Source organism: Allorhizobium sp. GW101-3B10, from assembly GCF_059424725.1.
This window is the reverse complement of record NZ_JBWKZR010000001.1, coordinates 1,032,930-1,054,492: the sequence shown is the minus strand read 5'-3', so window position 1 is coordinate 1,054,492 and position 21,563 is coordinate 1,032,930. Positions and strand designations below refer to the sequence as shown.

Sequence of the window (21,563 nt, the reverse complement as noted above, 5' to 3'; positions counted from 1 at the left end):
CACAATCGCCGGTCATCAAGGCAAGTGTAAGGGACGCCAATCCGAGGAAACCATGATGAACCATCTGAAGACAACGAGGCTCGCACTTGCCGCCACCCTCTCCTGCGCAGTGCTCCTGCCGCTCTCCGCGCTTGCCGCGGAGCCGGAAATCCGCGAGGCGACGATCATCGTCTCGGGCGAGGGAGATGCGGCGATCGCCCCCGACATGGCGGTTCTGAACCTCAGCGTCGTGCGCGAGGCCGAAACGGCGGCAGAGGCGCTGAAGGCCAACAGCCAGGCCATGGCCGAGGTCATCGCCGACCTGAAAGCCAAGTCCATCGCCGACCGCGACATCCAGACCTCCGCCTTCTCCGTCGATCCGCTCTACCGCCAGGACAAGGCCGACGACGACACCTACGAGGCGCCGGTGATCGTCGGCTACCGGGTCACCAACGGGCTGACATTGCGCGTCCGCGACCTCACCATGCTCGGCGGGCTGATCGATGCGGCCGTCAAGCTCGGCGTCAACCAGGGCGGCGGGATCACGTTCACCAACGACAATCCCGATGCGGCGATTGCCGAGGCCCGCAAGAAGGCCGTGGCCGAGGCGATGGACAAGGCCAAGGTGCTGACCGAAGCCGCCGGCGTCAAGCTCGGCCGCGTCATCGAGATCAGCGAGAACTTCGCCCGCCCCATGCCGCAGCCGATGTATCGCGCGGCCATGGCCAAGGAGATGGCCGATGCGGCACCGATCGCCGCCGGCGAAAACGAATACACGGTGACCGTCAACATGACCTACGCCATCGCGCAATAGCCCGCGGCATTCCCCGCCCGGCTTTCCACCGGGCGGACACCCTTGCTGATCGTGAAAATGCGAAAGGCCCGCCATCTGGCGGGCCTTCCTCGTTCCGACGGGCGGAGACGATCAGTAGGCGATGACGGGGCAACCGCGGACATTGGCGAAGACCATGCGGTCGAACTCGCCGTGGCGGAAGCCGGCGACGACGACCCGGCGCGGTGTCACATTGTGGATACGGGCACGGCGCAGGCCGCTCCAGCGGGCCTCTTCCACCGCGCGGCGCGGCGAGCAGCCTTCGGGGCGGTGGCGGCGCGGGTGATGACCCCAGCCTGGGCGGTGACCGTAGCGGTCGTAGCGATCATAGCCGGGTTCGCCGCCGCCGATATAGATGCCCCAGCCGAAGTCGGAGCCGGCCACGGCGGTCGACACGGTGCCGACGGTGGAAGCGAAGGTGACGAGGGCAACAAGGCCCAGTTTTGCAAGCATGCCGGTCATGGGGTTCTCTCCTTTGGCTGTCCGGCCTTGGCCGGGTGACGCTCCCGCTTTCCTCAGCGATTGGGAGGAGATTGCCTGAACATGCCTGAATGCGGTCCGAACCTGTTATTCAGCGATCGTTCATACACAGAAAGCGGCCGGCGGCTCAGCCGCCGATGTGCAGGATCACCTCGCGCCGATGCGGCAGATCGCGGTGCTCGAACAGATAAAGCCCCTGCCAGGTGCCGAGCAGCAGGCGCCCGGCGGAAAACGGGATGCCGATCGACACCTGCGTCAGCGCCGCCTTGATATGGGCCGGCATGTCGTCCGGCCCCTCCTGCCGGTGCTCCATCCAGCCCATCGCCGGGTCGGACGAAGGCGGCACCAGGCGGCGGAAGAAGGCCTTGAGATCGCGCTGGACGGACGGATCGGCATTCTCCTGGATCAGCAGCGAACAGGATGTATGGCGCACGAAGACCGTCAGCAGCCCCTCGTCCGCAGCCTCGGCCGCGAGGAACGCCACCGCCTCATGGGTGAACTCGTAGAGCCCCTGCCCTTCGGTCCGAATCTCTAGCCGCCGCAAGGCCATGCGCTCCTCCCTCTTGCTCGGCCGGCACGTCGTCCGGCAGTTTCTATATGGGCCAGATCCGAGCGCGGTCACCGCGGACGGCCAGGCCGTAGCCGGTCGTGGCGCTGCCCCCGGCACCTGCCGGCCGCACGGCCGACCGCTGCGGCCAAGACCGCTTCGCCGCCGGGGCACCGGTGTATAACATGGCCGCGGCCTTTGCGTGCCGCACGCAACGCGTTAATCTTCTGCCAACCCCGCAAGGAAGAGGAGACACCATGTCGAACGACCGAGACCTGCTCGACACCCTGGCCGGCCAGGAAGACGCCCTGGTCTTCAAGGCCTTCAACGAAATCACCGCGATCGAGGTGGGCGAGCACCTGCTGCGCTCCGCGCGCGCCGGCGACCTGCCGGTGGTGATCAACATCCGCACGGCCGACCGCGTGCTGTTCCATGCCGCCCTGCCCGGCTCCTCGCCGGACAATGACGAATGGGCGCGCCGCAAGAGCAATGTCACGCTGCGCTTCCACCGGTCCTCGATGCGCGTCGGCGAAAACTACCGGCTGAAGGGCCGCGAAGTCTGCGTCGAACTGGGTCTCGATCCGATCGACTATGCAAGCCATGGCGGCAGTTTTCCCGTGCGCGTCGCCGGGACCGGCGTGGTTGCCGCCATCACCGTTTCGGGGCTGACCTCCGAGGACGATCACGGCCTGATCGTGCGGGTGCTGGAAGACTATCTTTCGGAAGAACAATAGGCTGCCGAAGGCCGGATGAGCGTCAAAGCGCGCTCGACAGGTAGAGGCTGAGCCGGGTCAGGTGATCGTCTTCCGCTTCGAAGACCAGGACGCAGGGCAGTGAAAACCGCGCGCCCTCACCCGATCCGGACGTGCCCGCGCTATCGGTGCCGCCGATCGTGCCGTCATAGGCGCCGCGCAGGCCGGCCTCGTCGGCCATGGCGACGCCATTGGCGAAACGCGCGTCGTGACGCAGCAGATAGGCCGACAGTGTGTCGCGGATCGAGGCGAAGCCGATCACCCGCTGGCCGTCAGGCATGTCGAGCACCGCATCGGCATCGAACAGAGCTTCGAGGGCGGCAAAATCGCGCTGGTTGAGCGCCTCGATGGCGCGCGACATCTGTTGTCGGATGGGCATGGACAGATTCTCCGCTGAACTGGTCCTCATGCACTTAGGGCAGCAGACGCGCCTCGGCAATGGCGCGTCTAGGGGTGGCGTGCGGCGGCCGCAGGCTGCTTCGCGCCGTCTCGCTCACCGCCTGGGTGAGCGGCCTGAGGGCCGTGGCGACCGAACGGCTCCAGTGCCAGTAGAGCGGCACGTCATAGGCTGCATCGGCCAGCAGCGGCACAAGCCGCCCCGCGGCGATCGCCTCCGAAACCAGCCCTTCCGGATTGAGCCCCCAGCCGACACCGGCAAGCGTCGCATCGACGAAAGCCTGCGAGGAGGGTAGCCAGTGGGTCGGCGGCACGATGCCCTCGCCGACATGTGCCTCGATCCAGCGGGCCTGCAGCATGTCCTTGGTGTTGAAGGTCAAGGCCGGCGCCCGCGAAAGGGTCTGCGCCGTCACCCCGTCGGCAAACCAACGAGCGACGAAGTCCGGGCTCGCCGTCGCGAGGTAGCGAAGCGCGCCGAGCGGCCGGCAGTCGCATCCCTGCACCGGCGCGTCGGAACCGCTGACCGCCGCACGCACCTCGCCGCGGCGCAGCCATTCGGCGCTGTGTTCCTGGTCGTCGAGCACCAGATCGAACAGGCAATCCGGCACGGCCGCCATCGCCGCGACGAACCAGGTCGCCAGGCTGTCGGCATTCACGGCAATGCGGATGGTGGGCATTCGGCCGTCCAGCGCCCCGCGGCCGAGCTCCAGGGTCAGCGTGCGCTCGAGCAGCGCCACCTCATCCGCATGCCGCGCCAGCCGCAGCCCCGCTTCGGTGCCCTTGCACGGCTGGCCACGGATGACGAGCACGGCGCCGACGCGTTCCTCGAGCAGCTTGACGCGCTGCGAGATGGCAGACGGCGTGACGCCGACCTGCCGGGCGGCGCGCTCGAAGCTGCCCGTCCGCACCACGGAGGCCAGCGCATCCAGAAGCGCATAATCGAGCATGTTAAGCACTCCTAATCCAGATGAAGAAATATTAGTTTCTCTAATTTTGCAGCACTCACTAGTCAAGACGAGTTTCGTGTTGGAGCTTGCCATGCTGATTGCCGCCACCGCCGGTTTCTTCCTCGGGCTGAGCCTGATCGTCGCGATCGGCGCGCAGAACGCCTTCGTCCTGCGTCAGGGGCTGCGGCGCAGCCACGTCTTCGCCATCTGCCTCACCTGTGCGGCCTCGGACGCGGCGCTGATCGCCGCCGGCGTCGGCGGGCTTGGCAAGGCCATCGCCGCCCTGCCCTGGCTGACACCCCTCATGCGCTATGGCGGGGCCGCCTTTCTTGCCTACTACGGGCTTCGTAGTCTTCGGGCGGCACTGAGCGGCAATGCGGCGCTGAAACCTGAAGGAGAGGCGCAGGAAAGTCTTGCCGCAGCGCTTTTCACCTGCCTGGCACTCACCTGGCTCAACCCGCATGTCTATCTCGACACCGTAGTCCTGCTCGGCTCCATCTCGACGCAGTATCCGGGCCAAGGTCTGGCCTTCGGCCTCGGCGCCACGACCGCGTCCTTCCTCTTCTTCTTTTCGCTGGGCTTCGGCGCGCGCTATCTGCGCCCGCTTTTCGCCCGTCCTGCCGCCTGGCGCGTGCTCGACGGGCTGATCGCGCTGGTGATGGGATCGATCGCCGTCAATCTGGTGTGGAGCAGTTGATCCGCCGACGATCGGCGATGGGCTATCGCCCGCAACCGGTGTAGGTTCGGGGCAATATCGTCTTGCACCGGATGCGCCCGATGTTCCTCACCAATCACGACATGGTCGATCTCGTCGACTTCCGTCACGACCTTCACCGCCATCCGGAAATCTCCGGCGAGGAAGAGGAAACCGCGCGCCGCGTGGCGGATTTTCTGGGGCCCATGAAGCCCGTCCGCATCCTGACGGGGCTGGGCGGCCACGGCGTCGCTGCGGTGTTCGAAGGAGCCGAACCCGGCCCGACCCTGCTGTTCCGCTCCGAGATCGACGCCCTGCCGATCGAGGAGAAGACGCAGATCCCCCATGCCTCCACCATTCCCGGCAAAGGCCATCTGTGCGGTCACGACGGTCATTCGACCATCCTGCTCGCCCTCGGGCTCGGTCTTTCGCGCGCCGCTCCCAAGCGTGGCCGGGCCGTTCTGCTGTTCCAGCCGGCGGAAGAGAACGGCGTAGGGGCGGCGGCCGTCATTGCCGATCCGCACTTTGCCGAGATCCGGCCGGACTTCGCCTTTTCGCTGCACAACCTGCCGGGCCTTGCGCTCGGGCAGGTCGCGCTGACCGACGGCCCGGTCAGCTGCGCCTCGCGCGGCATGAAGATCAAGCTCTCCGGCAAGACGGCCCATGCCTCCCAGCCGGAAACCGGGCTCTCGCCGATGACGGCCATGGCAAGCCTGATGCCGGCCCTGACCGCCCTGTCCCGCAGCGCGCCGCCCGACCGCGATTTCCGCCTGGCAACCGTCACCCATGCCGCGCTAGGTGGACGGGCCTTCGGCATCGCCCCCGGTGACGGCGAGATCTGGGTGACGCTGCGCACCCTCGTGGACGACCGCATGGCCGAACTCTGCGCCGAGGCCGAAGCGCTCGCCAGCCAGGCCGCCAAGGCGGAAGGGCTCGATCTGGACATCACTTACGACGACATCTTCCTGCATTGCGAGAACGCGCCGGAAGCCGTCGCCCACCTCGTCCGCGCGCTCGATGCCGAGGGCGTCAGCCACGACCGCGACAATCTGCCGATGCGGGCTTCCGAGGATTTCGGCCGCTTCCGCGCCTGCGCACCCTCCGCCATGTTCTTTCTCGGATCGGGCGAAGACCACCCCGCCCTGCACAATCCGGACTACGACTTCCCCGACGATCTGATCGCCATCGGCGCGCGGGTGTTCATGCGCGTGGTGCGCGACATCCTGGGCTAAGCCAGGCCAGGCGCGGCTGCAGACTAGAAGTCGGGAAAGCCGTATCGCTTCCACTCGGATTTCGGAATCGACCGGCCGACTTCGAAGGCGAAGGACAGGACGCGCGTGGCGTCGGTGTCGATCTCGCAGCGGAAGCGCACATCGAACCACTGGCCGGCGGCACGAAATGCCGCCTTGTTGACCTCCAGCACATTGCCGTCCTGCAGGCGGAACGACGGCAGAAGCTCCGGCCGGTAGGCCGGCGTTCCGTGGCGCAGTTGCTCCCGCAGTTCGGTGACGCACAGCTGGTCGGCCCGGTCGGGACGCGGAACGTCGCTCATCGCCGTCATCGCCGCCGCGTCGCCCGAAAGACTGGTCGAATAGAGCGTCTTCACCTCGTCGAGCTCGGCCTTGGCCGGTGCCGCCTCGGTCGTCGGTTTCTCGGCGGCCTTCGGCTCGGCCGCTGGCGGCTCGGGCCTCTCGGAAGGCGTCGGGCGGGCAAAGGCGATCGTCGTCTCCTCCGGCTTTTCCGCCGGCTTCGCCCCGTCGGCCTCGGCGCCATCCTGACCGGTGTCGACTTCGGGCAAGGTGATGTCGTCGGGCAGTGGCGTGCCCTCCGGCTTGTCCGCCTCGGCAGTCTTTTCGTCCTCGGTCGGCACCGATTCCGGCTTGTCGGCCGGCGGCTCGCTCTCTTCGGGCGGCGTTTCGGCCGGCTTTGCAGCCTCCTCGACCGCATCGCCGCTCGTGTCCTGGCGCGGCCCGGCATCCTTTTCGCCGAACTGGATCACGGGACGCAGCACCGGCATGGGCGGCGCCTGCTCTTCGTTTGCTGCCTCCTCGACCGGCGGCTGCTCGGCCGGCCTCTCGGGCGGCGTCGGCACGCTCTCCGGCGGCGGTGGTTGCGGCGCCGGCGGCGGAGGTGGTGGTGCCGCTGCCTGCTCCTGCTTCGGCGGCGCAGGCTCGGGCTCTTCGGTTTTCTCCGGCTCCGGCTCCTTTTCCTCCGGCGGCGGCACGATCTCGACCGCGACGCTTTCCTCCGGCTCCGGCTGGGACATGGGCTCCGGCATTTCCACGAACAGAACCGCAAAGGCGACGAGATGCAGCAGGATGGAGACGACGAGCCCCCCACCCAACCTTCCCCAACGCTTTGACGGTGTCTTTTCCATGCCGCTCGATAGGCCTTTCCCAAGTCCCGGCTGATGTGGCCCCAAAAAGCGGCGCCATCAAGGGACAAATGCGTGATCGCCGCTCGATGTGACCGCGGCCAAAAGAAAACCCGACTGGATCGCTCCGGCCGGGTTGTCGTTTCGTCGGACCTTTTATGCGGCTCAGCTGTCCAGGAACGAGCGCAGCTTGCGGCTCCGGCTCGGGTGCTTGAGCTTGCGCAGCGCCTTGGCCTCGATCTGGCGGATGCGTTCGCGGGTGACCGAGAACTGCTGGCCGACTTCTTCGAGCGTGTGGTCGGTGTTCATGCCGATGCCGAAGCGCATGCGCAGCACGCGTTCCTCGCGCGGGGTGAGCGAGGCGAGAACGCGGGTCGTGGTTTCGCGCAGGTTCGCCTGGATGGCCGCGTCGATCGGCAGAAGCGCGTTCTTGTCCTCGATGAAGTCGCCGAGATGGCTGTCCTCTTCGTCGCCCACGGGGGTTTCGAGCGAGATCGGTTCCTTGGCGATCTTCAGGACCTTGCGGACCTTTTCGAGCGGCATGGCGAGCTTTTCGGCCAGTTCTTCCGGCGTCGGCTCGCGACCGATCTCGTGCAGCATCTGGCGCGAGGTACGGACGATCTTGTTGATCGTCTCGATCATGTGCACCGGAATGCGGATCGTCCGGGCCTGGTCGGCGATCGAACGGGTGATCGCCTGCCGGATCCACCAGGTCGCATAGGTCGAGAACTTGTAGCCGCGGCGATACTCGAATTTGTCGACCGCCTTCATCAGGCCGATATTGCCTTCCTGAATGAGATCGAGGAACTGCAGGCCACGGTTCGTGTACTTCTTGGCAATGGAGATGACGAGGCGCAGGTTGGCCTCGACCATTTCCTTCTTGGCGATGCGCGCTTCGCGCTCGCCCTTCTGCACCATGTGCACGATGCGGCGGAATTCCGTCACCGAAATGCCGGTCTCGGTCGCCAGGTTCTGGATCTCGCCGCGGATGTCGCGGATCGTCTGGTTTTCCTCGCGGGCAAAATCCTTCCAGCCACGGGCCGAGAGGTTGCCGATCGACTTCATCCAGTTCGGGTCGAGTTCCGCACCCTGATACTGCTCGAGGAAACTGTCGCGCTTGACGCCGTAGGATTCGGCGAGACGCAGCAGCTTGCCCTCGTTCTGCACGAGACGCTTGTTGATGTCGTAGAGCTGCTCGACCAGGCTGTCGATGCGGTTCTGATTGAGCGACAGCGACTTGACCGCCGTGATCAGCTGATCCTTGAGCTCCTTGTAGCGGCGTTCCTGGCCGGACGACAGGGTGCCGGCGCAGGCAAGGCGCGCCTCGACCTGCTGGTCCTGCAGCTTGCGGAGCTTCTTGTAGGTGTCGGCGATCGTGTCGAGGGTTTCCATGACCTGCGGGCGCAGTTCCGCTTCCATGGCGGCCAGCGACAGGTTCGATTCGTCCTCGTCCTCTTCCTCCTCTTCCGGCGGAGCACCGTCGCCGCCGACATCGGTGATGTCGTCGTCGCCGCTCGGCGCGCGGGCGCGGCGGGTCTTTTCCTTCTCCTCGGCCGCCTTGCGGTCGGCTTCGATCTTTTCCGGGCTCTGGAACTGCGGCGCAGCCTTGGCCTCGGGGCCGGAATAGGTGGTTTCGAGATCGATGATCTCGCGCAGAAGAGTCGTGCCTTCGTTGAGTTCGTCGCGCCAGATGATCAACGCCTGGAAGGTCAGCGGGCTTTCGCACAGGCCGGAGATCATCGTCTCGCGGCCGGCCTCGATGCGCTTGGCGATGGCGATTTCGCCTTCGCGCGACAGAAGCTCGACCGAACCCATCTCGCGCAGATACATGCGCACCGGGTCGTCCGTGCGGTCGGTCGGCTCTTTCTTCTTGGCGGTCGCCAGCTGCGTGCCCTGCGACGGCGCAAGTTCGCTGCCCTCGCCGTCACCGTCGCTGTCGTCGTCGCTGTCCTCGGCCGGGGCCGCCTCTTCGGCGTCCTCGTCCTCGATGACGTTGATACCCATGTCGGACAACATGGCCATGGTGTCCTCGATCTGCTCGGAGGTGACTTCCTCCGACGGCAGGACCGAGTTCAGTTCATCCATGGTGACATAGCCGCGCTTCTTGGCGGCCTTGATCATTTTTTTGACCGCGTCATCCGAAAGGTCGAGAAGCGGACCGTCGGTAGCGCCGTCGCGTTCGCTGTCTGCTTCTTCGTTTTCTTTGACTTTGGATGCCATCTATTTCGTCGCTTTCCTGACGTGTGATCTTGTCCGCACGATGCAAAGCGGAGAGCGGCCCGAAGGCCCCTGCCCGCTACGATTTCTGTCAATGACCTAACGGAATGGTGCTTAATTCCCGATTAACTAAGGACTGCATCGCCGCCGCGCAAAAGCCCTCGTTCTTCCGAATGACCGGTCATGGTACTAGAGATTCGCCTGGACCCACTTCACCCTTGTGTGCCTGTATTGGTGATTCCCACAATTTTCCCTGCCGTCAAGCTCTTCCCGTACGATTGCCCGGGAAAACGGGAAAATTCTTAACACTGATGCCTGTCTTTGCTGCTGTGGGCAGATGTAGGTCCGAAAGCGCAGGAAACAAGGGGCAAGGCTTCGACAGGCCCCGGCCCGCCTGTCGCAGGCCGTCTGCCCGGCCGGGAAACGGCACGCCTACGCCTTGCGGCCGTTGAGAAACCAGACGCGCATCGAGCCCTTGCCCTTGACCTCGATCTCACCGCGCAGTTCGAAGTCGAAGCGATCCTCCAGCATGCCCTTGAGATGCTCGCCGACCTGGATGCGCCCGGCGACGCCGTGGGATTCCATGCGCGCCGCCATATTCACCGTATCGCCCCACACATCATAGAGCAGCTTGTTGGAGCCGATCACGCCGGCGACCACCGGACCGCTGTCGAGGCCGATGCGCACGTCGACCGTTTCGCCATATTCCGCCGAGATCTGCCGGCAGCATTCCAGTATGTCCAGCGCCATCAGCGCCACGCTCTCGGCATGATCGGCGCGGGGCTCGGGAAGACCGCCAGCCACCATATAGGCGTCGCCGATGGTCTTGATCGTCTCCAGCCCGTGGCCGGCCGCCAGATCGTCGAAACTGCGAAACACCCGACCGAGAAAGGTCACCAGTTCGTTGGGCGGCCACTTGGCGGCCCGCGGGGTGAAGTCGACGATATCGGCAAAGAGAATGGTGGCCGAATCGACGTGATCGGCAACCATGGCCGTTTCGCGGTGCTGGAGGCGAAGGGCCACGGCACGCGGCAGGATGTTTTCCAGCAGGCGCGTCGAGAAACGGTGTTCCTTTTCCAGCGCCACCTCCGCCAGGCTCGCCTCCTGGAAAGCGAAATAGACGGTGGTGAAGATCAGCAGGAAGACCAGCGGCACCGTCATCAGGAAGAGGATTTGGACCAGGGCAGGATCCGCCGCCGCAAGCGCCGGCATCGGGAAGAATATCGCGACCGCCAGGAACGCCAGGAGAGCCAGCACCGTCACCAGGGCCGACAGAAGCACCCGCTCGGCACCGAAAATCAACATCGCCGCTGCGGCCCCCGCCAGAAAATAGAGCGGCAGCCCCGACCCGCGTCCGAAGAGAAAACAATAGAGGATAGCGAAAGCGAGCCAGGTGACGCTGAAATAGAGCGCGGCGGCGGACGGTCCAAGCCGATGGAAACACGGCGTGATCGCATAAAGCACGATCTGCGGCGCCAGAACCACGATCGCCGGCCACAGGCCCTGGTAGTCATAGAGGGCGTAGAGCAGGATATAGGGCACGGTCATCAGGCTGCAGAGCAGCGAGACGACATTGGTCACCGCCATCCGCCGGCGCACATGCGAAGGATAGCCCGCAGTTCCACAGCCTGCGAGCAGGCGCGACACCGGCAGGGATTGGCGGGAACCGGTGCGGCGCTCCCGACATGATGGCATTTCAAGGTCTTGCGTCGACACGACTTGTTCCGCTTCGCCGTTTGCACTGCTGAATGAAGTATTCACCGCGTTACAGCAACCGTTTAAAGCGGAACGTTCTAAGAATTATGACCCGTGGCCGCTCCCTTGACACGTCCGGACATGACGCCGAAGCCGTCGATGATCGCCTCTTGGTTTTCCATTCGGGTAATCTCGAGCTGCACCTGGTGCAATGCTCCGATCACCTGGTCGATCCGTCCCCCGTCCTCGGCCTCCGTCGCCTCGGCGACCTCACGCTCGAGTTCGATCCGCTGACGCCTCAGCGCCTTGGTCCGCTTGTGCAGCGAGAGCGCCTGGCGATAGCCCTCCCCCGCATCCTCGGGGGCTGCGATCTCGGTCGCCGTCCATAGCCGCGCATTGCGGATCTGCTGGTCGAGGCTCTTGATCAGGCCGCCATGCCCCTGTTCTTCGAGGCGGGCGATCAGCGTCTCGCGCGTCAGTTGCGCACCGGCGCCGGCCGCGATCGTCAGCAGCGAGGACCACAGCTTCTGCAGCTCGCGGTTCTCGTAGTCGATCGACGCGATCTCGTCATACTCGTCCTGCAGCAGTTGCGGGTGGTTGACGATGGTCAGCGCCAGTACGCTCTCCCTCAGGGCCGGTTGGTCCTGGTGTCCCTTGACGAGACCCGATCTCGCCAGCCGATCGGAGACGCCGGCGCTCGTTGCCGAAAAGCCGGTGCCCGGCCGCCCCTGTTTCCCCTTGTCGCCGCCGCGTCCGCCGCGATTGCCCCCGTCGAAGCCGCCGCGCCGTTCGCCACGATTGGCCGAGGCGGGCTGGAAGAAGGCGTTCAGCCGGTCGCGAACGTCCTGCTGGTAGTGGCGGCGCACATTCTCGTCGGCGATGACCGCAACCACCTGCTTCATCCGGGCTTCGAGTTCGGCGCGCTTCTCCGGCGTGTCGAACTGGCCGGCGCCCAGCTCGCGGATCCACAGCATCTCCGCCAGCGGCCGCGCTTCCGAGAGCACCTTGTCGAACGGCGCGCGGCCGTCCTGCTTGACGAGGTCGTCCGGGTCCTTGCCGTCGGGCAGCATGGCAAACCGCACGGAGCGGCCAGGCTTGAGATGCGGCAGGGCCAGGTCCACGCCGCGGAAGGCCGCCCTCTGGCCGGCGCTGTCGCCGTCGAAGCAGAGCACAGGCACCGGCGTCATCTTCCACATCAGCTCGAGCTGGTTCTCGGTCAGCGCCGTGCCGAGCGGCGCAACCACATTCTCGATGCCGGCCTGGTAGAGCGCGATCACGTCCATATAGCCTTCGACGGCGATCAGCGTGTCGGCCCCGTCGGCGCCCTGGAGCGCACGGCGCGCCCGGGAGAAATTGAACAGCACATTGCCCTTGTGGAAGAGCTCGGTCTCGGGCGAGTTCATGTATTTCGCCATGGCATCCTGCGCCATGGCCCGGCCGCCAAACGCGATCACCTTGTCGCGCGACGACAGGATCGGGAACATTATGCGGTCGCGGAAATAGTCGTAGGAGACAGGAATGTCCGGGCCATGCCGCACCAGCCCGCAGGCCTCGATCTGCTCCTTGGGCACGCCCTTGCCCGCCAGATATTCCTTCAGCGCGTTGCGGCTTTCGGGCGCATAGCCGAGCCGGAAGGTCTCGATCGTGCGGCCCGACAGCCCGCGCTCGCGCAGATAGGCCCTGGCCCTCGCGCCGCTCGCCGTCTGCAACTGGTCCTGGAAGAACTGCGTCGCCATTTCCATGACGTCCTGCAGCGTCGTGCGTTCCTTCTCGCGACGCTCCGCCTGCGGATCGGCCTTCGGCATGGCTATGCCCGCCATGTCGGCGATCTGCTGCACGGCCTCGGGAAAGCTCAGCCCCTCAAGATCAGTCAAAAAGCGGAAATGGTCGCCCGACACGCCGCAGCCGAAGCAGTGGTAGCGGCCCTTGCGGTCCTCGCAGTGAAAGCTCGGGCTCTTCTCGCCGTGAAACGGACAGCAGGCCCAGTAGTCCCCGCGCGACACGTTGGTCTTCTTGCGATCCCACGCCACGCGTCGACCGACCACGGCCGAAATCGGCACGCGGTCGCGTATCTCGTCGAGAAAGTCGTTGGAAAAGCGCATGTCTGTCCCTTGATGGTTCCCTTCATATAGGCGGGTGCCCCGGCAAGCGCCAAGGGTTTTGCGGCTTGCACCCGCTATTCACAGCCTTGACCGGAATGACGGCTGTATATACATTTGAGTTTGAGCTGCGACACGGTCAGGAGACGGATGGCTTTGGGATGCCGAACGACCAGTTGCCTGACCTCGTCGCGTTCGAATGGGACGAGAGCAAGCGGGAAAGGAACCTCGCGAAGCACGGCATCGATTTTGAGGATGCAGTCCTGGCGCTCTCGACTGGGCGGGTCGAATTCCCGTCACCGAGAGGGGATGAAGAAAGGAGCATCGCGATCTGCCGGGATTCGGAAAGGCTTATCGCCGTCATTTACACAATGAGAGGAAGCGTTTGCCGGATTATTTCGGTCCGCGCGGCAAGAGACAATGACCGAAGAGAATATCACGCGCGTTACCCTGGATGAAATCCTTGCAAGGCGGGCGCGCGGCGAAAAGAGCAAAACCGACTGGGCCCGCGTCGATGCGCTGACCGATGAGGACATCGAACGCGCCATGCGTGACGATCCCGACTGGAAGGATCTGATGGACATCGACTGGTCCAAGGCCGAGATCGTCATTCCGCAGAAGAAGAAGGCGATCTCGATCCGGCTGGACGAGGATATCGTCGATTTCTTCCAGACGTCCGGAAAGGGATACCAGACCCGCATCAACGCGGTGCTGCGCCATTTCATCACCGAGCAGAAGCGCTCGAAAGGCTGAACGCAAAACTCCGCCCGAAGGCGGAGTTCCGGCAGTCCGTTGCGAAGCGATCCTTACTTCAGCAGATCCTTCACCACTCCGGAGGCCTTGGCGAAATCGATCTGTCCGGGATAGCGCTCCTTCAGCGTGTTCATGCACTTGCCCATGTCGCGCAATCCTTGCGCCCCGGTTTCGGTGATCACCGAAGCGCAGAGCTCGCGCACCTTCTCCTCGGGCAACTGCTCTGGCATGAAGCTCTTGATGATGCAGATTTCCTGCCGCTCCTGCTCGGCAAGCTCGGGCCTGCCGTTGTCGGCGTAGATCTTCGCCGATTCGTCGCGCTGTTTGATCATTTTCATCAGGATCTGCATGATCTCGTCATCGGTGACCGGATCCTTGCCGACACCGCGATTGGCGATGTCGCGATCCTTGATCGCCGTCTGGATCAACCGCACGGTCGACGTGCGGCGCACATCCTTCGCCTTGAGCGATTCCTTCATAACGTCGGTAAGCCTGTCGCGCATCATCTCTTCATCTCCACGGAAAAGCCGGTTGGCGGGCTCCGCCAATTGTGGCTTTTCCTTGTCATTTTGGTCGAACTCTTAACCAGACCTGCAGGTCCACGCAAATCAATTAGACAACCCATTGAAATACATGGGTCTAAATTCCACGCTTTCCACAACGGCGAATTGACCTCGCGGATCGATCCGTCTATTTTCCGGCACCTGCACGAAAATTGTCATCAGGGGAAAAGCGCGCGCTTCGCTGCGCGACCTTGATCTGCGATCATAAATGGCGCGTGGGCTCCGGTTCTTCAAGGGATCGGTGGTCCTCGGCCGGACAAGGAACGAACATGACCTCGACAGCCCCATGGACCACCCGCAAGCCGACCGCGCTTCTCGTTCTCGCCGACGGCACCGTCATCGAAGGCCACGGGATCGGCGCCACCGGCAAGGTACAGGCCGAAGTCTGCTTCAACACGGCGCTGACGGGCTACGAGGAAATCCTGACCGACCCGTCCTATCTCGGCCAGATCGTCACCTTCACCTTCCCGCATATCGGCAATGTCGGCACCAATGAGGAAGACATCGAAGACCTGACGCCGGCGGCCCGCCACGGCGCGGTCGGCGTGATCTTCAAGGCCGACATCACCGAGCCTTCGAATTATCGCGCAGCAAAGCATCTCGACGCCTGGCTGAAGGCCCGCGGCATCATCGGCCTGTGCGGTGTCGACACCCGCGCGCTCACCGCATGGATCCGCGAACACGGCGCACCGAACGCGGTCATCGCCCACGACCCGGGCGGCGTCTTCGACATCGATACGCTGAAGGCGGAAGCCAAGGCCTGGAGCGGCCTCGTCGGCCTCGACCTCGCCAAGGTCGCCACATCCGGCCAGTCCTCGACCTGGGACGAAAAGCCCTGGGTGTGGAACGAAGGCTATTCGACGCTCGGCGCAGCGGATGCCAGGTATCACGTCGTCTGCGTCGACTTCGGCGTGAAGCGCAACATCCTGCGCCTCTTTGCCGGCCTCGACTGCAAGGTGACCGTCGTTCCGGCATCGACCAGCGCCGAAGACATCCTGGCCCTCAATCCGGACGGCATCTTCCTGTCGAACGGCCCGGGCGACCCGGCCGCGACCGGCGAATATGCCGTTCCGGTCATCCAGAACCTGATCAAGTCGAACAAGCCGCTGTTCGGCATCTGCCTCGGCCACCAGATGCTGGGCCTGGCGCTCGGCGGGAAGACCGAAAAGATGCACCAGGGCCACCATGGCGCCAACCATCCGGTCAAGGACTTCACCACCGGCAAGGTCGAGATCGTCTCGATGAACCACGGCTTCGCGGTCGATTCGAAGTCGCTGCCGGAAGGCGTTGAAGAGACTCACGTTTCCCTGTTCGACGGTTCGAATTGCGGCCTGCGCCTCGCCGGCAAGCCGGTCTTTTCGGTGCAGCACCACCCGGAAGCTTCGCCCGGCCCGCAGGACAGCCACTACCTTTTCCGCCGCTTCATCAACATGGTGCGCGAGACGAAGGGTGAGCCGGCGCTCGCAGAGCGCTGATTCGACTCTCACATTAGAAATTGAAGATGCGGCCCGGTCAGACCCGGGCCGTTTTCATTTCGTAGCGCACCTTGTGGAAGAAGCGCAGGCAGAGCAGCAGCGCCGCGCTCATCAGGCCGATCAGGAAGCCGAGCCAGATGCCGATGCCGCCGAAACCGAGCGGAAAGGCCATGACCCAGGCGAGGAAGAAGCCGATCGGCCAGTAGGAGATCAGCGCCATCACCATCGGAATGCGCGCATCCTTCAGGCCGCGCAGCAGGCCGCTGGCGATCGCCTGCAGGCCGTCGACCAGTTGGAAGATGCCGGCGATCACCACCAGCGGCACGGCGAAGTCGAGCACGGCCGCGGCCTCGGACGTATTGGCATCGATAAAGGCGCTGCTGAGCGCGCGCGGCATCAGGTAGAACAGAAGTCCGCCGGCAATGGCGATGGCGCTGGCGATCCCCAGCACGGCGATCGCCGCCCGCATCAGGTCCGGGTAATCGCCCCGTCCATGCGCAACCCCGATCCGCACCGTCGCGGCCTGCGACAATCCGAGCGGGATCATGAAGGCGATCGAGGCGAGCTGCAGCGCGATACCGTGGGCCGCAAGCTCGATCGTGCCGATCTTGCCCATCATCAGCGAGGCGGCGGTGAACAGGCTGACCTCCGCCAGAACCGTGACGCTGATCGGCAGTCCAAGATGCACCACTTCCCACAGCGCGTGCCAGTCCGGCCGCCAGAAGCGGACGAACAGCTCGTAGCGGCGCGTCTCCGGGCGCGTCTGGATATAGGCGACCATGAACAGGAAGCTCGCCGTCTGGACGATCACCGCGACGATGGCCGCGCCGATCATGCCGAGCCGCGGCAGGCCGAAATGGCCAAGCACCAGCGAATAGGCAAGCACCGCGTTCATCAGGAGCACGGCGACCGTGACATAGAGGATGATCCCCGCTCGGCCGATCGCGCTGACAAGCGAACGCAGCACGGCAAAGAGAAGGGCCGGCAAAAGGCCGAACTGCACGATCATCACGTAATTGGCGGCGAGCGCTGCGACCGCCGGTTTCTGTCCGAGCGCGAGAAGGATCGTCTCGGCATTGAAGAACAGCGGCGCGGTCAGAAGCGTGTAGCCGATCGACACCCACATGCCCATGCGGATCGCCCGGCGAACGGAGACCACGTCGCCCCGGCCAAAGGCCTGCGCCACCATCGGCACGACGGCGATCGAGAAGCCCGAGCCGAAGATGAAGATCGTGAAGAAGAACTGGCCCGACAGCACCATGGCGGCCAGCGACTGCGCGCCCAACTGCCCGACGATCACCACGTCCGTCGTATGAATGCCGAGCTGCGCCAGTTGCGCCCCGATCAGCGGAATGCCGAGCGCGAGCGTGGCGCGAATGTGCGATGCCCAACTGCTGGCTGCTTTGCCGGTTCCGGCGAATGCAAAACGACTAGACATGACGATATCCAAGACGAAAAAAGCCGCTTCCAGACGATACTGGCGAGCGGCGCTTGTCCTCTGGATAGAAGAAACCCGCTACGGTAGCAAGCCGCAGCGGGATAGTGCAAAAAATATCGTCAATAGTTCACAAACGCTGATGGGCGTGCGCAATCGCCTTAGATCGCGCCTGAAAACGTGTCGCAGGCCGTGAACTCGCCGCTTTCGAAGCCGCGCTTGAACCACTTTGCCCGCTGCGCCGAGGTGCCGTGGTTGAAGCTGTCAGGCACGACATAGCCCTGGCTGCGCTTCTGCAGCGTGTCGTCGCCGATCTGATGGGCGGCATTCAGCGCCTCTTCGAGGTCGCCGGCCTCGAGCAGGCCCTTCTGCTCGGTATACTTGCCCCAGATCCCGGCGAAGCAGTCGGCCTGCAGCTCGACGCGGACCGACATCTGGTTGGCCTCGACTTCGCTCATCGACTGGCGCATCTGGTTGAACTTCGGCAGGACGCCGGTCAGGTTCTGCACGTGATGGCCGATCTCGTGCGCGATCACATAGGCCTCGGCGAAATCGCCGGAGGCGCCGAACTGATCGCTGAGCTGCTGGAAGAAGGCGGTGTCGAGGTAGACCTTGCGGTCGCCGGGGCAGTAGAATGGCCCCGTCGCCGAGGATGCGAACCCGCAAGCCGAGCTGACCTGCCCGGAGAACAGCACCAGGGTCGGCTCTTCATAGGTCTCGCCTTCCGCCTGGAAGATGCCGTTCCAGGTGTCCTCCGTCTCGGCAAGCACGGTGCGGACGAAGGCGGTCATCTCGTCGCCTGCGGGCGAGCTCGGACGCTCGCCCACCGTCTGCTCGTAGCCGGACTGCTGCGTCGAGCCGTCATCCAGCATCTGCAGCATGTCGATGCCCATCATCTTCAGGACGAAGTAGATCACCACCAGGAAAATGATCGTGCCGATGCTCAAGCCGCCGCCCCGACGACCGCTGCCCATCGGGATCTGAATGCCGGAACGGCCGAACGGATTGCGGCCCCCACCCGTGGGGCCGGCCGACGTACCGCGCCGATCCTCGATATTGTCCGACTGACGCCGACCCTTCCATTCCATGATGTGCTTCCTCTCCGTCACATATCCTTGCGGCTTGAAACACTTCATAGAGCAAAGCGTTCCCGCGGGCCACGCAAATTAGGGAACAATTGCATAGCCCGCAGATCGGCACCTCAGGTCGTGGCATAGCTGTAGGCGCCGCCGCGCGCCAGGGCGCGCTGATAGGCCGGCCGGGAGCGGATCGCCTCGAGATAACGACGGACGGCGGACAGGGGCCGCCCCATCCTTGGTTCGATCCGTGACATGGCTGCCTCCACCGGGAAGCTCATCGCAATGTCCGCAGCCGAGAAATCGGCGCCGGCGAAATGGCCGCGGCGGGCGAGTTCGCTTTCCCAGAAGGCGATGTGGTCTTCGAGTTGCGGATCGATGAAGCTCCTTGCCGCGGCTTTGGAGATCATCGCCGCGATGGGTCGGATCAGCAGTGGTACCTGGCCCGGCAGCTTGGTGAAGACCAGTTTCATCACCAGCAGCGGCATGGCCGATCCCTCGGCGTAGTGCAGGAAATAGGTGTAGCGCAGCCGCTCGTCGGACCCTGCCGCGGGGCGCAGGGCTTCACCGCCATAGGTGTCGATCAGATATTCGATGATCGCGCCGCTTTCGGCGATCATCTTGCCGCCATCCTCGATCACCGGCGACTTGCCGAGTGGGTGCACCGCCTTGAGGCTTTCCGGCGCCCGCATGTCGGAACCCCGACGATAGACATTGATGTCGTAGGGAACGCCGAGTTCTTCGAGCAGCCAGAGGATGCGGTGGGCGCGGGAGTTTTCGAGGTAGTGGACGATAATCATCGGGTGCTCCGTGGTCGAGGCTCGGCAGGAAAGGCGGCGGGCGCGATGAAACCACTACGTCCCCGCGACCGGCGCGGTTTCATAGCCCCGGAACTTTCCTTCGGTTCCATGGTCTCAGCCCTGCGGCTCGATGACCAGCAGTTCCTCGAAGTGATTCATGTCCTTGAAGCTGCAGAAGGCGGGAGGACACAGCTCCAGCAGTTCGGCCCTTCGACGAATGTCATCGACGACCTCGGCCAGCATCCGCTGCCAGCGGATCAGGGCTTCCTCGTCGAAGCGCTCGATGACGTAGGCAAAGGTGATGTGGAACTCATAGTCGTCATGATCGGGATGGCGACAGCCGAACAGATCCGCCAGACGGTCGCGCCAGGTCTTCAAGGCCAGCCGATCCGTTTCCGATGCGCCCACCACGGCGAGGCCGGTGGGCAGCACCTCGGCCACGCGCATCCGGAAGGGCGGACCGCCTTGAAAGCCGACGAGACGCTGTTCGAGCACCGCTGTCGTATCGTCGATCGGCGTGTCGAGCGGCAGTTCGGGCGGCCAGTATCCCGGCTTGCGGCGGGTCTCGATCACGCCCTGGAACAGGGTCATGTGCAGACTGGAAATGGGCGTGAAGGCAAGGCATGCCGCCTCCGGCATGGCAAGAAAGCGCCCCCGCGCATCCACCAGGGCCCTCTGCGTCTCCGATCCCTCGATCAGATGGCAAACCACCGTGTTGCCGGGCTCCGGCAGGAAGCGACCGGTCGCATCGTAGCGACTGCCGAAATGCGCCGGGACGCCGGGATTGCGCACCTTGGAAAAGGGGAAAAGCTTCGGCGAGATCATTGCCGCGTCCATGACGTCCATCCTTCGATCGAGGGGAGATGGGCGCCGCTTTAGGCCGCCAATGATACCGTCTTGTGACAGGCCTCCACGCTCAGGCCGGTGGGCGCCGATCCTTCCATGGCCTTGCCTGTTCCAGTTCTCCTGCGAGGCTGAACAGGGTCTCCTCGTCGGCGAAGCGCCCGACGAAATGCATGCCGATCGGCAATCCCTCCAGCGACCAGCAGAGCGGCACAGACATGGCCGGCTGGCCGGTGACGTTGAACACCGGCGTCCAGGGGATGAACTCGAAGGTCTGGGCGGCCAGCTGGTCGGCGATGCCGAGCTTCTTCAGCAGCGACCCGCCGTGGATATGCCCCATGAAGCGGATCAGCTTCTTCTCGATCGGTTTCGGCTGGAGCGCCCCAATCTTGACCGGCAGGCTGGAGAGAACCGGCGTCATCAGCACGTCGTGGTCCTCGAAGAAGCCGAGGACAGACCGCGCCGAAAGCTTCAGATAGCGCAGCGCCGCAGCCAGTTCGGCGGCGGAAAACGCCTGGCCGAGCAGGCCGAGGCCGAAGGAGGACGCATCGAAATCCTCGGGCCACACCCGAACACCGCTCAATGCGGCGATGAACTCGATGTCGGCGCGCAGTTCGGCGGCAAGGACGGTGAGGAAGGCGAGCGAGAACCGCTCGCGCTCGACCGGGGGAGCCGCCTCCACCACCTCATGTCCCAATCCTTCAAGCAGGCGGACCGTCTCGGCAAAGGCCGCGCGAACCTCCGCTGCGACGGCCTTGCCGAGCATCGGTTCGCAGGACACCGCGATCCGCAGCCGTTTCGGAGGACGCCCGACGGCCTCGAGCCATGATCCGCGAAACTCCGGGAGGGGATGCGGATTGCCAACATCCGGCCCATGGGTGGCGTCCAGCATGGCGGCGGAATCGCGCACCGAGCGGGTCAGTACATGCTCGCCGGCAAAGCCGGACCAGGCCTCGCCGATGAAGGGACCGACGGGCGTTCTGCCGCGCGTCGGCTTCATGCCGAACAGGCCGCAGGCCGAGGCCGGGATGCGGATCGAGCCGCCGCCGTCGCCCCCGGAGGCGAGCGGCACCATGCCCGAAGCGACGGCCGCCGCCGAACCGCCGGAAGAGCCGCCCGGCGTGCGCGTCAGGTCCCAGGGGTTGCGGGTCGGGCCAAAGGCCTCCGGCTCGGTATAGGGCGTCAGGCCGAATTCCGGCGTATTGGTCTTGCCGAGGATGATCAGCCCCGCCCGTTTCCAGCGCTTGACCAGTTCGTTATCGCCGGAGGTCGGGATCTTGGCCCAGAGACGGTTGCCCTGCGAGGTCGGGATGCCTGCCACTTGCGAGAGCAGGTCCTTGAGCAGGAAGGGTACGCCGGCAAACGGGCCGTCGCCGAGCGGTCCGGCAGCCGTTTTCCGCGCCTCGTCGAACATCGGCCGGATCACCGCATTGAGGGGTGGATTGAGCCTCTCGATCGCGGCGATCGCGGTCTCGACCAGCTCCGGCGCACTGACCTCTCCGCGCCGGACCAGGTCGGCAAGTCCCAATCCGTCATGCTCAAAATAGGAAGAATACATCCCATGCCCCCGTTTTTTACCCAAACTAGCAGGTCAAACCCCGCCGAC

At 64.6% G+C, this 21,563-nt stretch carries 21 protein-coding genes; 7 read left to right on the top strand and 14 right to left on the bottom strand.

The features are described 5' to 3' along the window. The first annotated feature begins 52 nt into the window (after window positions 1–52). Complete coding sequence (locus AC07Y0_RS05030; protein ID WP_498675115.1) at window positions 53–793, top strand: SIMPL domain-containing protein; 741 nt, start codon at window positions 53–55, stop codon at window positions 791–793. A gap of 111 nt (window positions 794–904) precedes the next feature. Here AC07Y0_RS05030 and AC07Y0_RS05025 read toward each other — a convergent pair whose 3' ends face one another. Then, complete coding sequence (locus AC07Y0_RS05025) at window positions 905–1,273, bottom strand: hypothetical protein (protein WP_498675113.1); 369 nt, start codon at window positions 1,271–1,273, stop codon at window positions 905–907. 145 nt (window positions 1,274–1,418) lie between these two features. Then, window positions 1,419–1,841, bottom strand: a complete 423-nt coding sequence (locus tag AC07Y0_RS05020; RefSeq protein WP_498675112.1) for a secondary thiamine-phosphate synthase enzyme YjbQ — start codon at window positions 1,839–1,841, stop codon at window positions 1,419–1,421. A 254-nt stretch (window positions 1,842–2,095) separates the two neighbouring features. On the opposite strand from AC07Y0_RS05020, the gene AC07Y0_RS05015 reads away from it, so the two are divergent. After that, entirely contained in the window at window positions 2,096–2,572 is a 477-nt protein-coding gene (locus AC07Y0_RS05015) for a heme-degrading domain-containing protein (RefSeq protein WP_498675110.1), read from the top strand. Window positions 2,573–2,594: 22 nt separating this feature from the next. On the opposite strand, the gene AC07Y0_RS05010 is transcribed toward AC07Y0_RS05015, so the two are convergent. Further along, window positions 2,595–2,969 carry a nuclear transport factor 2 family protein gene (locus AC07Y0_RS05010; protein ID WP_498675109.1) on the bottom strand — a complete coding sequence of 125 codons (375 nt, stop codon included), beginning with the start codon at window positions 2,967–2,969 and terminating at the stop codon, window positions 2,595–2,597. A gap of 34 nt (window positions 2,970–3,003) precedes the next feature. Further along, window positions 3,004–3,933 (bottom strand): LysR family transcriptional regulator ArgP, encoded by a 930-nt coding sequence (locus AC07Y0_RS05005; RefSeq protein ID WP_498675107.1) that lies wholly within the window; start codon window positions 3,931–3,933, stop codon window positions 3,004–3,006. Window positions 3,934–4,024: 91 nt separating this feature from the next. On the opposite strand from AC07Y0_RS05005, the gene AC07Y0_RS05000 reads away from it, so the two are divergent. Both AC07Y0_RS05000 and AC07Y0_RS04995 read left to right on the top strand, forming a co-directional pair. Beyond that, complete coding sequence (locus AC07Y0_RS05000) at window positions 4,025–4,630, top strand: LysE/ArgO family amino acid transporter (RefSeq protein ID WP_498675106.1); 606 nt, start codon at window positions 4,025–4,027, stop codon at window positions 4,628–4,630. 80 nt (window positions 4,631–4,710) lie between these two features. Next, window positions 4,711–5,859, top strand: a complete 1,149-nt coding sequence (locus tag AC07Y0_RS04995) for an amidohydrolase (protein WP_498675104.1) — start codon at window positions 4,711–4,713, stop codon at window positions 5,857–5,859. Window positions 5,860–5,882: 23 nt separating this feature from the next. Here the strand turns inward: AC07Y0_RS04995 and AC07Y0_RS04990 are convergent, their stop codons facing one another. The 4 genes from AC07Y0_RS04990 to dnaG all read right to left on the bottom strand — a co-directional run bounded on the left by AC07Y0_RS04990 (window position 5,883) and on the right by dnaG (window position 13,015). Continuing rightward, window positions 5,883–7,004 carry a DUF930 domain-containing protein gene (locus AC07Y0_RS04990; RefSeq protein ID WP_498675102.1) on the bottom strand — a complete coding sequence of 374 codons (1,122 nt, stop codon included), beginning with the start codon at window positions 7,002–7,004 and terminating at the stop codon, window positions 5,883–5,885. 162 nt (window positions 7,005–7,166) lie between these two features. Next, window positions 7,167–9,221, bottom strand: a complete 2,055-nt coding sequence (rpoD, locus tag AC07Y0_RS04985; protein WP_498675100.1) for an RNA polymerase sigma factor RpoD — start codon at window positions 9,219–9,221, stop codon at window positions 7,167–7,169. Window positions 9,222–9,650: 429 nt separating this feature from the next. Beyond that, on the bottom strand, window positions 9,651–10,934 hold the full coding sequence (locus AC07Y0_RS04980) for an adenylate/guanylate cyclase domain-containing protein (RefSeq protein WP_498675098.1): 1,284 nt from the start codon (window positions 10,932–10,934) through the stop codon (window positions 9,651–9,653). 77 nt (window positions 10,935–11,011) lie between these two features. Beyond that, on the bottom strand, window positions 11,012–13,015 hold the full coding sequence (gene dnaG, locus AC07Y0_RS04975; protein WP_498675096.1) for a DNA primase: 2,004 nt from the start codon (window positions 13,013–13,015) through the stop codon (window positions 11,012–11,014). Between the two features lie 95 nt (window positions 13,016–13,110). Between dnaG and AC07Y0_RS04970 the strand changes: the two genes are divergently transcribed. Both AC07Y0_RS04970 and AC07Y0_RS04965 read left to right on the top strand, forming a co-directional pair. Continuing rightward, the gene (locus AC07Y0_RS04970) at window positions 13,111–13,470 is read left to right on the top strand and encodes a BrnT family toxin (protein WP_498680176.1); all 360 of its coding nucleotides are present in this window, start codon (window positions 13,111–13,113) and stop codon (window positions 13,468–13,470) included. Further along, window positions 13,433–13,765 (top strand): BrnA antitoxin family protein, encoded by a 333-nt coding sequence (locus AC07Y0_RS04965; protein WP_498675094.1) that lies wholly within the window; start codon window positions 13,433–13,435, stop codon window positions 13,763–13,765. Before AC07Y0_RS04970 ends, AC07Y0_RS04965 begins: the two co-directional genes overlap by 38 nt. A gap of 53 nt (window positions 13,766–13,818) precedes the next feature. Here AC07Y0_RS04965 and AC07Y0_RS04960 read toward each other — a convergent pair whose 3' ends face one another. Continuing rightward, complete coding sequence (locus AC07Y0_RS04960; RefSeq protein ID WP_454746450.1) at window positions 13,819–14,271, bottom strand: GatB/YqeY domain-containing protein; 453 nt, start codon at window positions 14,269–14,271, stop codon at window positions 13,819–13,821. Between the two features lie 326 nt (window positions 14,272–14,597). Here AC07Y0_RS04960 and carA point away from each other — a divergent pair, with 326 nt between their 5' ends. Then, entirely contained in the window at window positions 14,598–15,803 is a 1,206-nt protein-coding gene (gene carA, locus AC07Y0_RS04955) for a glutamine-hydrolyzing carbamoyl-phosphate synthase small subunit (protein ID WP_498675092.1), read from the top strand. Between the two features lie 37 nt (window positions 15,804–15,840). On the opposite strand, the gene AC07Y0_RS04950 is transcribed toward carA, so the two are convergent. From AC07Y0_RS04950 to AC07Y0_RS04930, 5 genes are all read right to left on the bottom strand, one after another. After that, window positions 15,841–17,241: an MATE family efflux transporter gene (locus AC07Y0_RS04950; RefSeq protein WP_498675090.1), complete on the bottom strand. Its 1,401-nt coding sequence runs from the start codon at window positions 17,239–17,241 to the stop codon at window positions 15,841–15,843. 158 nt (window positions 17,242–17,399) lie between these two features. Next, the gene (gene ypfJ, locus AC07Y0_RS04945) at window positions 17,400–18,326 is read right to left on the bottom strand and encodes a KPN_02809 family neutral zinc metallopeptidase (RefSeq protein ID WP_498675088.1); all 927 of its coding nucleotides are present in this window, start codon (window positions 18,324–18,326) and stop codon (window positions 17,400–17,402) included. Window positions 18,327–18,439: 113 nt separating this feature from the next. Beyond that, window positions 18,440–19,114 (bottom strand): glutathione S-transferase family protein, encoded by a 675-nt coding sequence (locus AC07Y0_RS04940; protein WP_498675084.1) that lies wholly within the window; start codon window positions 19,112–19,114, stop codon window positions 18,440–18,442. Window positions 19,115–19,228: 114 nt separating this feature from the next. Then, complete coding sequence (locus AC07Y0_RS04935; protein WP_498675082.1) at window positions 19,229–19,951, bottom strand: DUF1868 domain-containing protein; 723 nt, start codon at window positions 19,949–19,951, stop codon at window positions 19,229–19,231. A gap of 79 nt (window positions 19,952–20,030) precedes the next feature. Continuing rightward, window positions 20,031–21,515 (bottom strand): amidase, encoded by a 1,485-nt coding sequence (locus AC07Y0_RS04930; protein WP_498675080.1) that lies wholly within the window; start codon window positions 21,513–21,515, stop codon window positions 20,031–20,033. Window positions 21,516–21,563: the final 48 nt, after the last annotated feature.

Bases quoted from the DNA above. Each gene is read 5' to 3' on its own strand.
- carA (WP_498675092.1), top strand. From the start codon at position 14,598: ATGACCTCGACAGCCCCATGGACCACCCGCAAGCCGACCGCGCTTCTC.
- AC07Y0_RS05030 (WP_498675115.1), top strand. From the start codon at position 53: ATGATGAACCATCTGAAGACAACGAGGCTCGCACTTGCCGCCACCCTC.
- AC07Y0_RS04995 (WP_498675104.1), top strand. From the start codon at position 4,711: ATGTTCCTCACCAATCACGACATGGTCGATCTCGTCGACTTCCGTCAC.
- AC07Y0_RS05005 (WP_498675107.1), bottom strand. From the start codon at position 3,933: ATGCTCGATTATGCGCTTCTGGATGCGCTGGCCTCCGTGGTGCGGACG.
- AC07Y0_RS04965 (WP_498675094.1), top strand. From the start codon at position 13,433: ATGACCGAAGAGAATATCACGCGCGTTACCCTGGATGAAATCCTTGCA.
- ypfJ (WP_498675088.1), bottom strand. From the start codon at position 18,326: ATGGAATGGAAGGGTCGGCGTCAGTCGGACAATATCGAGGATCGGCGC.
- AC07Y0_RS04930 (WP_498675080.1), bottom strand. From the start codon at position 21,515: ATGTATTCTTCCTATTTTGAGCATGACGGATTGGGACTTGCCGACCTG.
- AC07Y0_RS05010 (WP_498675109.1), bottom strand. From the start codon at position 2,969: ATGCCCATCCGACAACAGATGTCGCGCGCCATCGAGGCGCTCAACCAG.
- AC07Y0_RS04990 (WP_498675102.1), bottom strand. From the start codon at position 7,004: ATGGAAAAGACACCGTCAAAGCGTTGGGGAAGGTTGGGTGGGGGGCTC.
- AC07Y0_RS05015 (WP_498675110.1), top strand. From the start codon at position 2,096: ATGTCGAACGACCGAGACCTGCTCGACACCCTGGCCGGCCAGGAAGAC.
- AC07Y0_RS04935 (WP_498675082.1), bottom strand. From the start codon at position 19,951: ATGGACGCGGCAATGATCTCGCCGAAGCTTTTCCCCTTTTCCAAGGTG.
- dnaG (WP_498675096.1), bottom strand. From the start codon at position 13,015: ATGCGCTTTTCCAACGACTTTCTCGACGAGATACGCGACCGCGTGCCG.
- AC07Y0_RS04940 (WP_498675084.1), bottom strand. From the start codon at position 19,114: ATGATTATCGTCCACTACCTCGAAAACTCCCGCGCCCACCGCATCCTC.
- AC07Y0_RS04960 (WP_454746450.1), bottom strand. From the start codon at position 14,271: ATGATGCGCGACAGGCTTACCGACGTTATGAAGGAATCGCTCAAGGCG.
- AC07Y0_RS04950 (WP_498675090.1), bottom strand. From the start codon at position 17,241: ATGTCTAGTCGTTTTGCATTCGCCGGAACCGGCAAAGCAGCCAGCAGT.
- AC07Y0_RS05000 (WP_498675106.1), top strand. From the start codon at position 4,025: ATGCTGATTGCCGCCACCGCCGGTTTCTTCCTCGGGCTGAGCCTGATC.
- AC07Y0_RS05025 (WP_498675113.1), bottom strand. From the start codon at position 1,273: ATGACCGGCATGCTTGCAAAACTGGGCCTTGTTGCCCTCGTCACCTTC.
- AC07Y0_RS04970 (WP_498680176.1), top strand. From the start codon at position 13,111: ATGACGGCTGTATATACATTTGAGTTTGAGCTGCGACACGGTCAGGAG.
- rpoD (WP_498675100.1), bottom strand. From the start codon at position 9,221: ATGGCATCCAAAGTCAAAGAAAACGAAGAAGCAGACAGCGAACGCGAC.
- AC07Y0_RS05020 (WP_498675112.1), bottom strand. From the start codon at position 1,841: ATGGCCTTGCGGCGGCTAGAGATTCGGACCGAAGGGCAGGGGCTCTAC.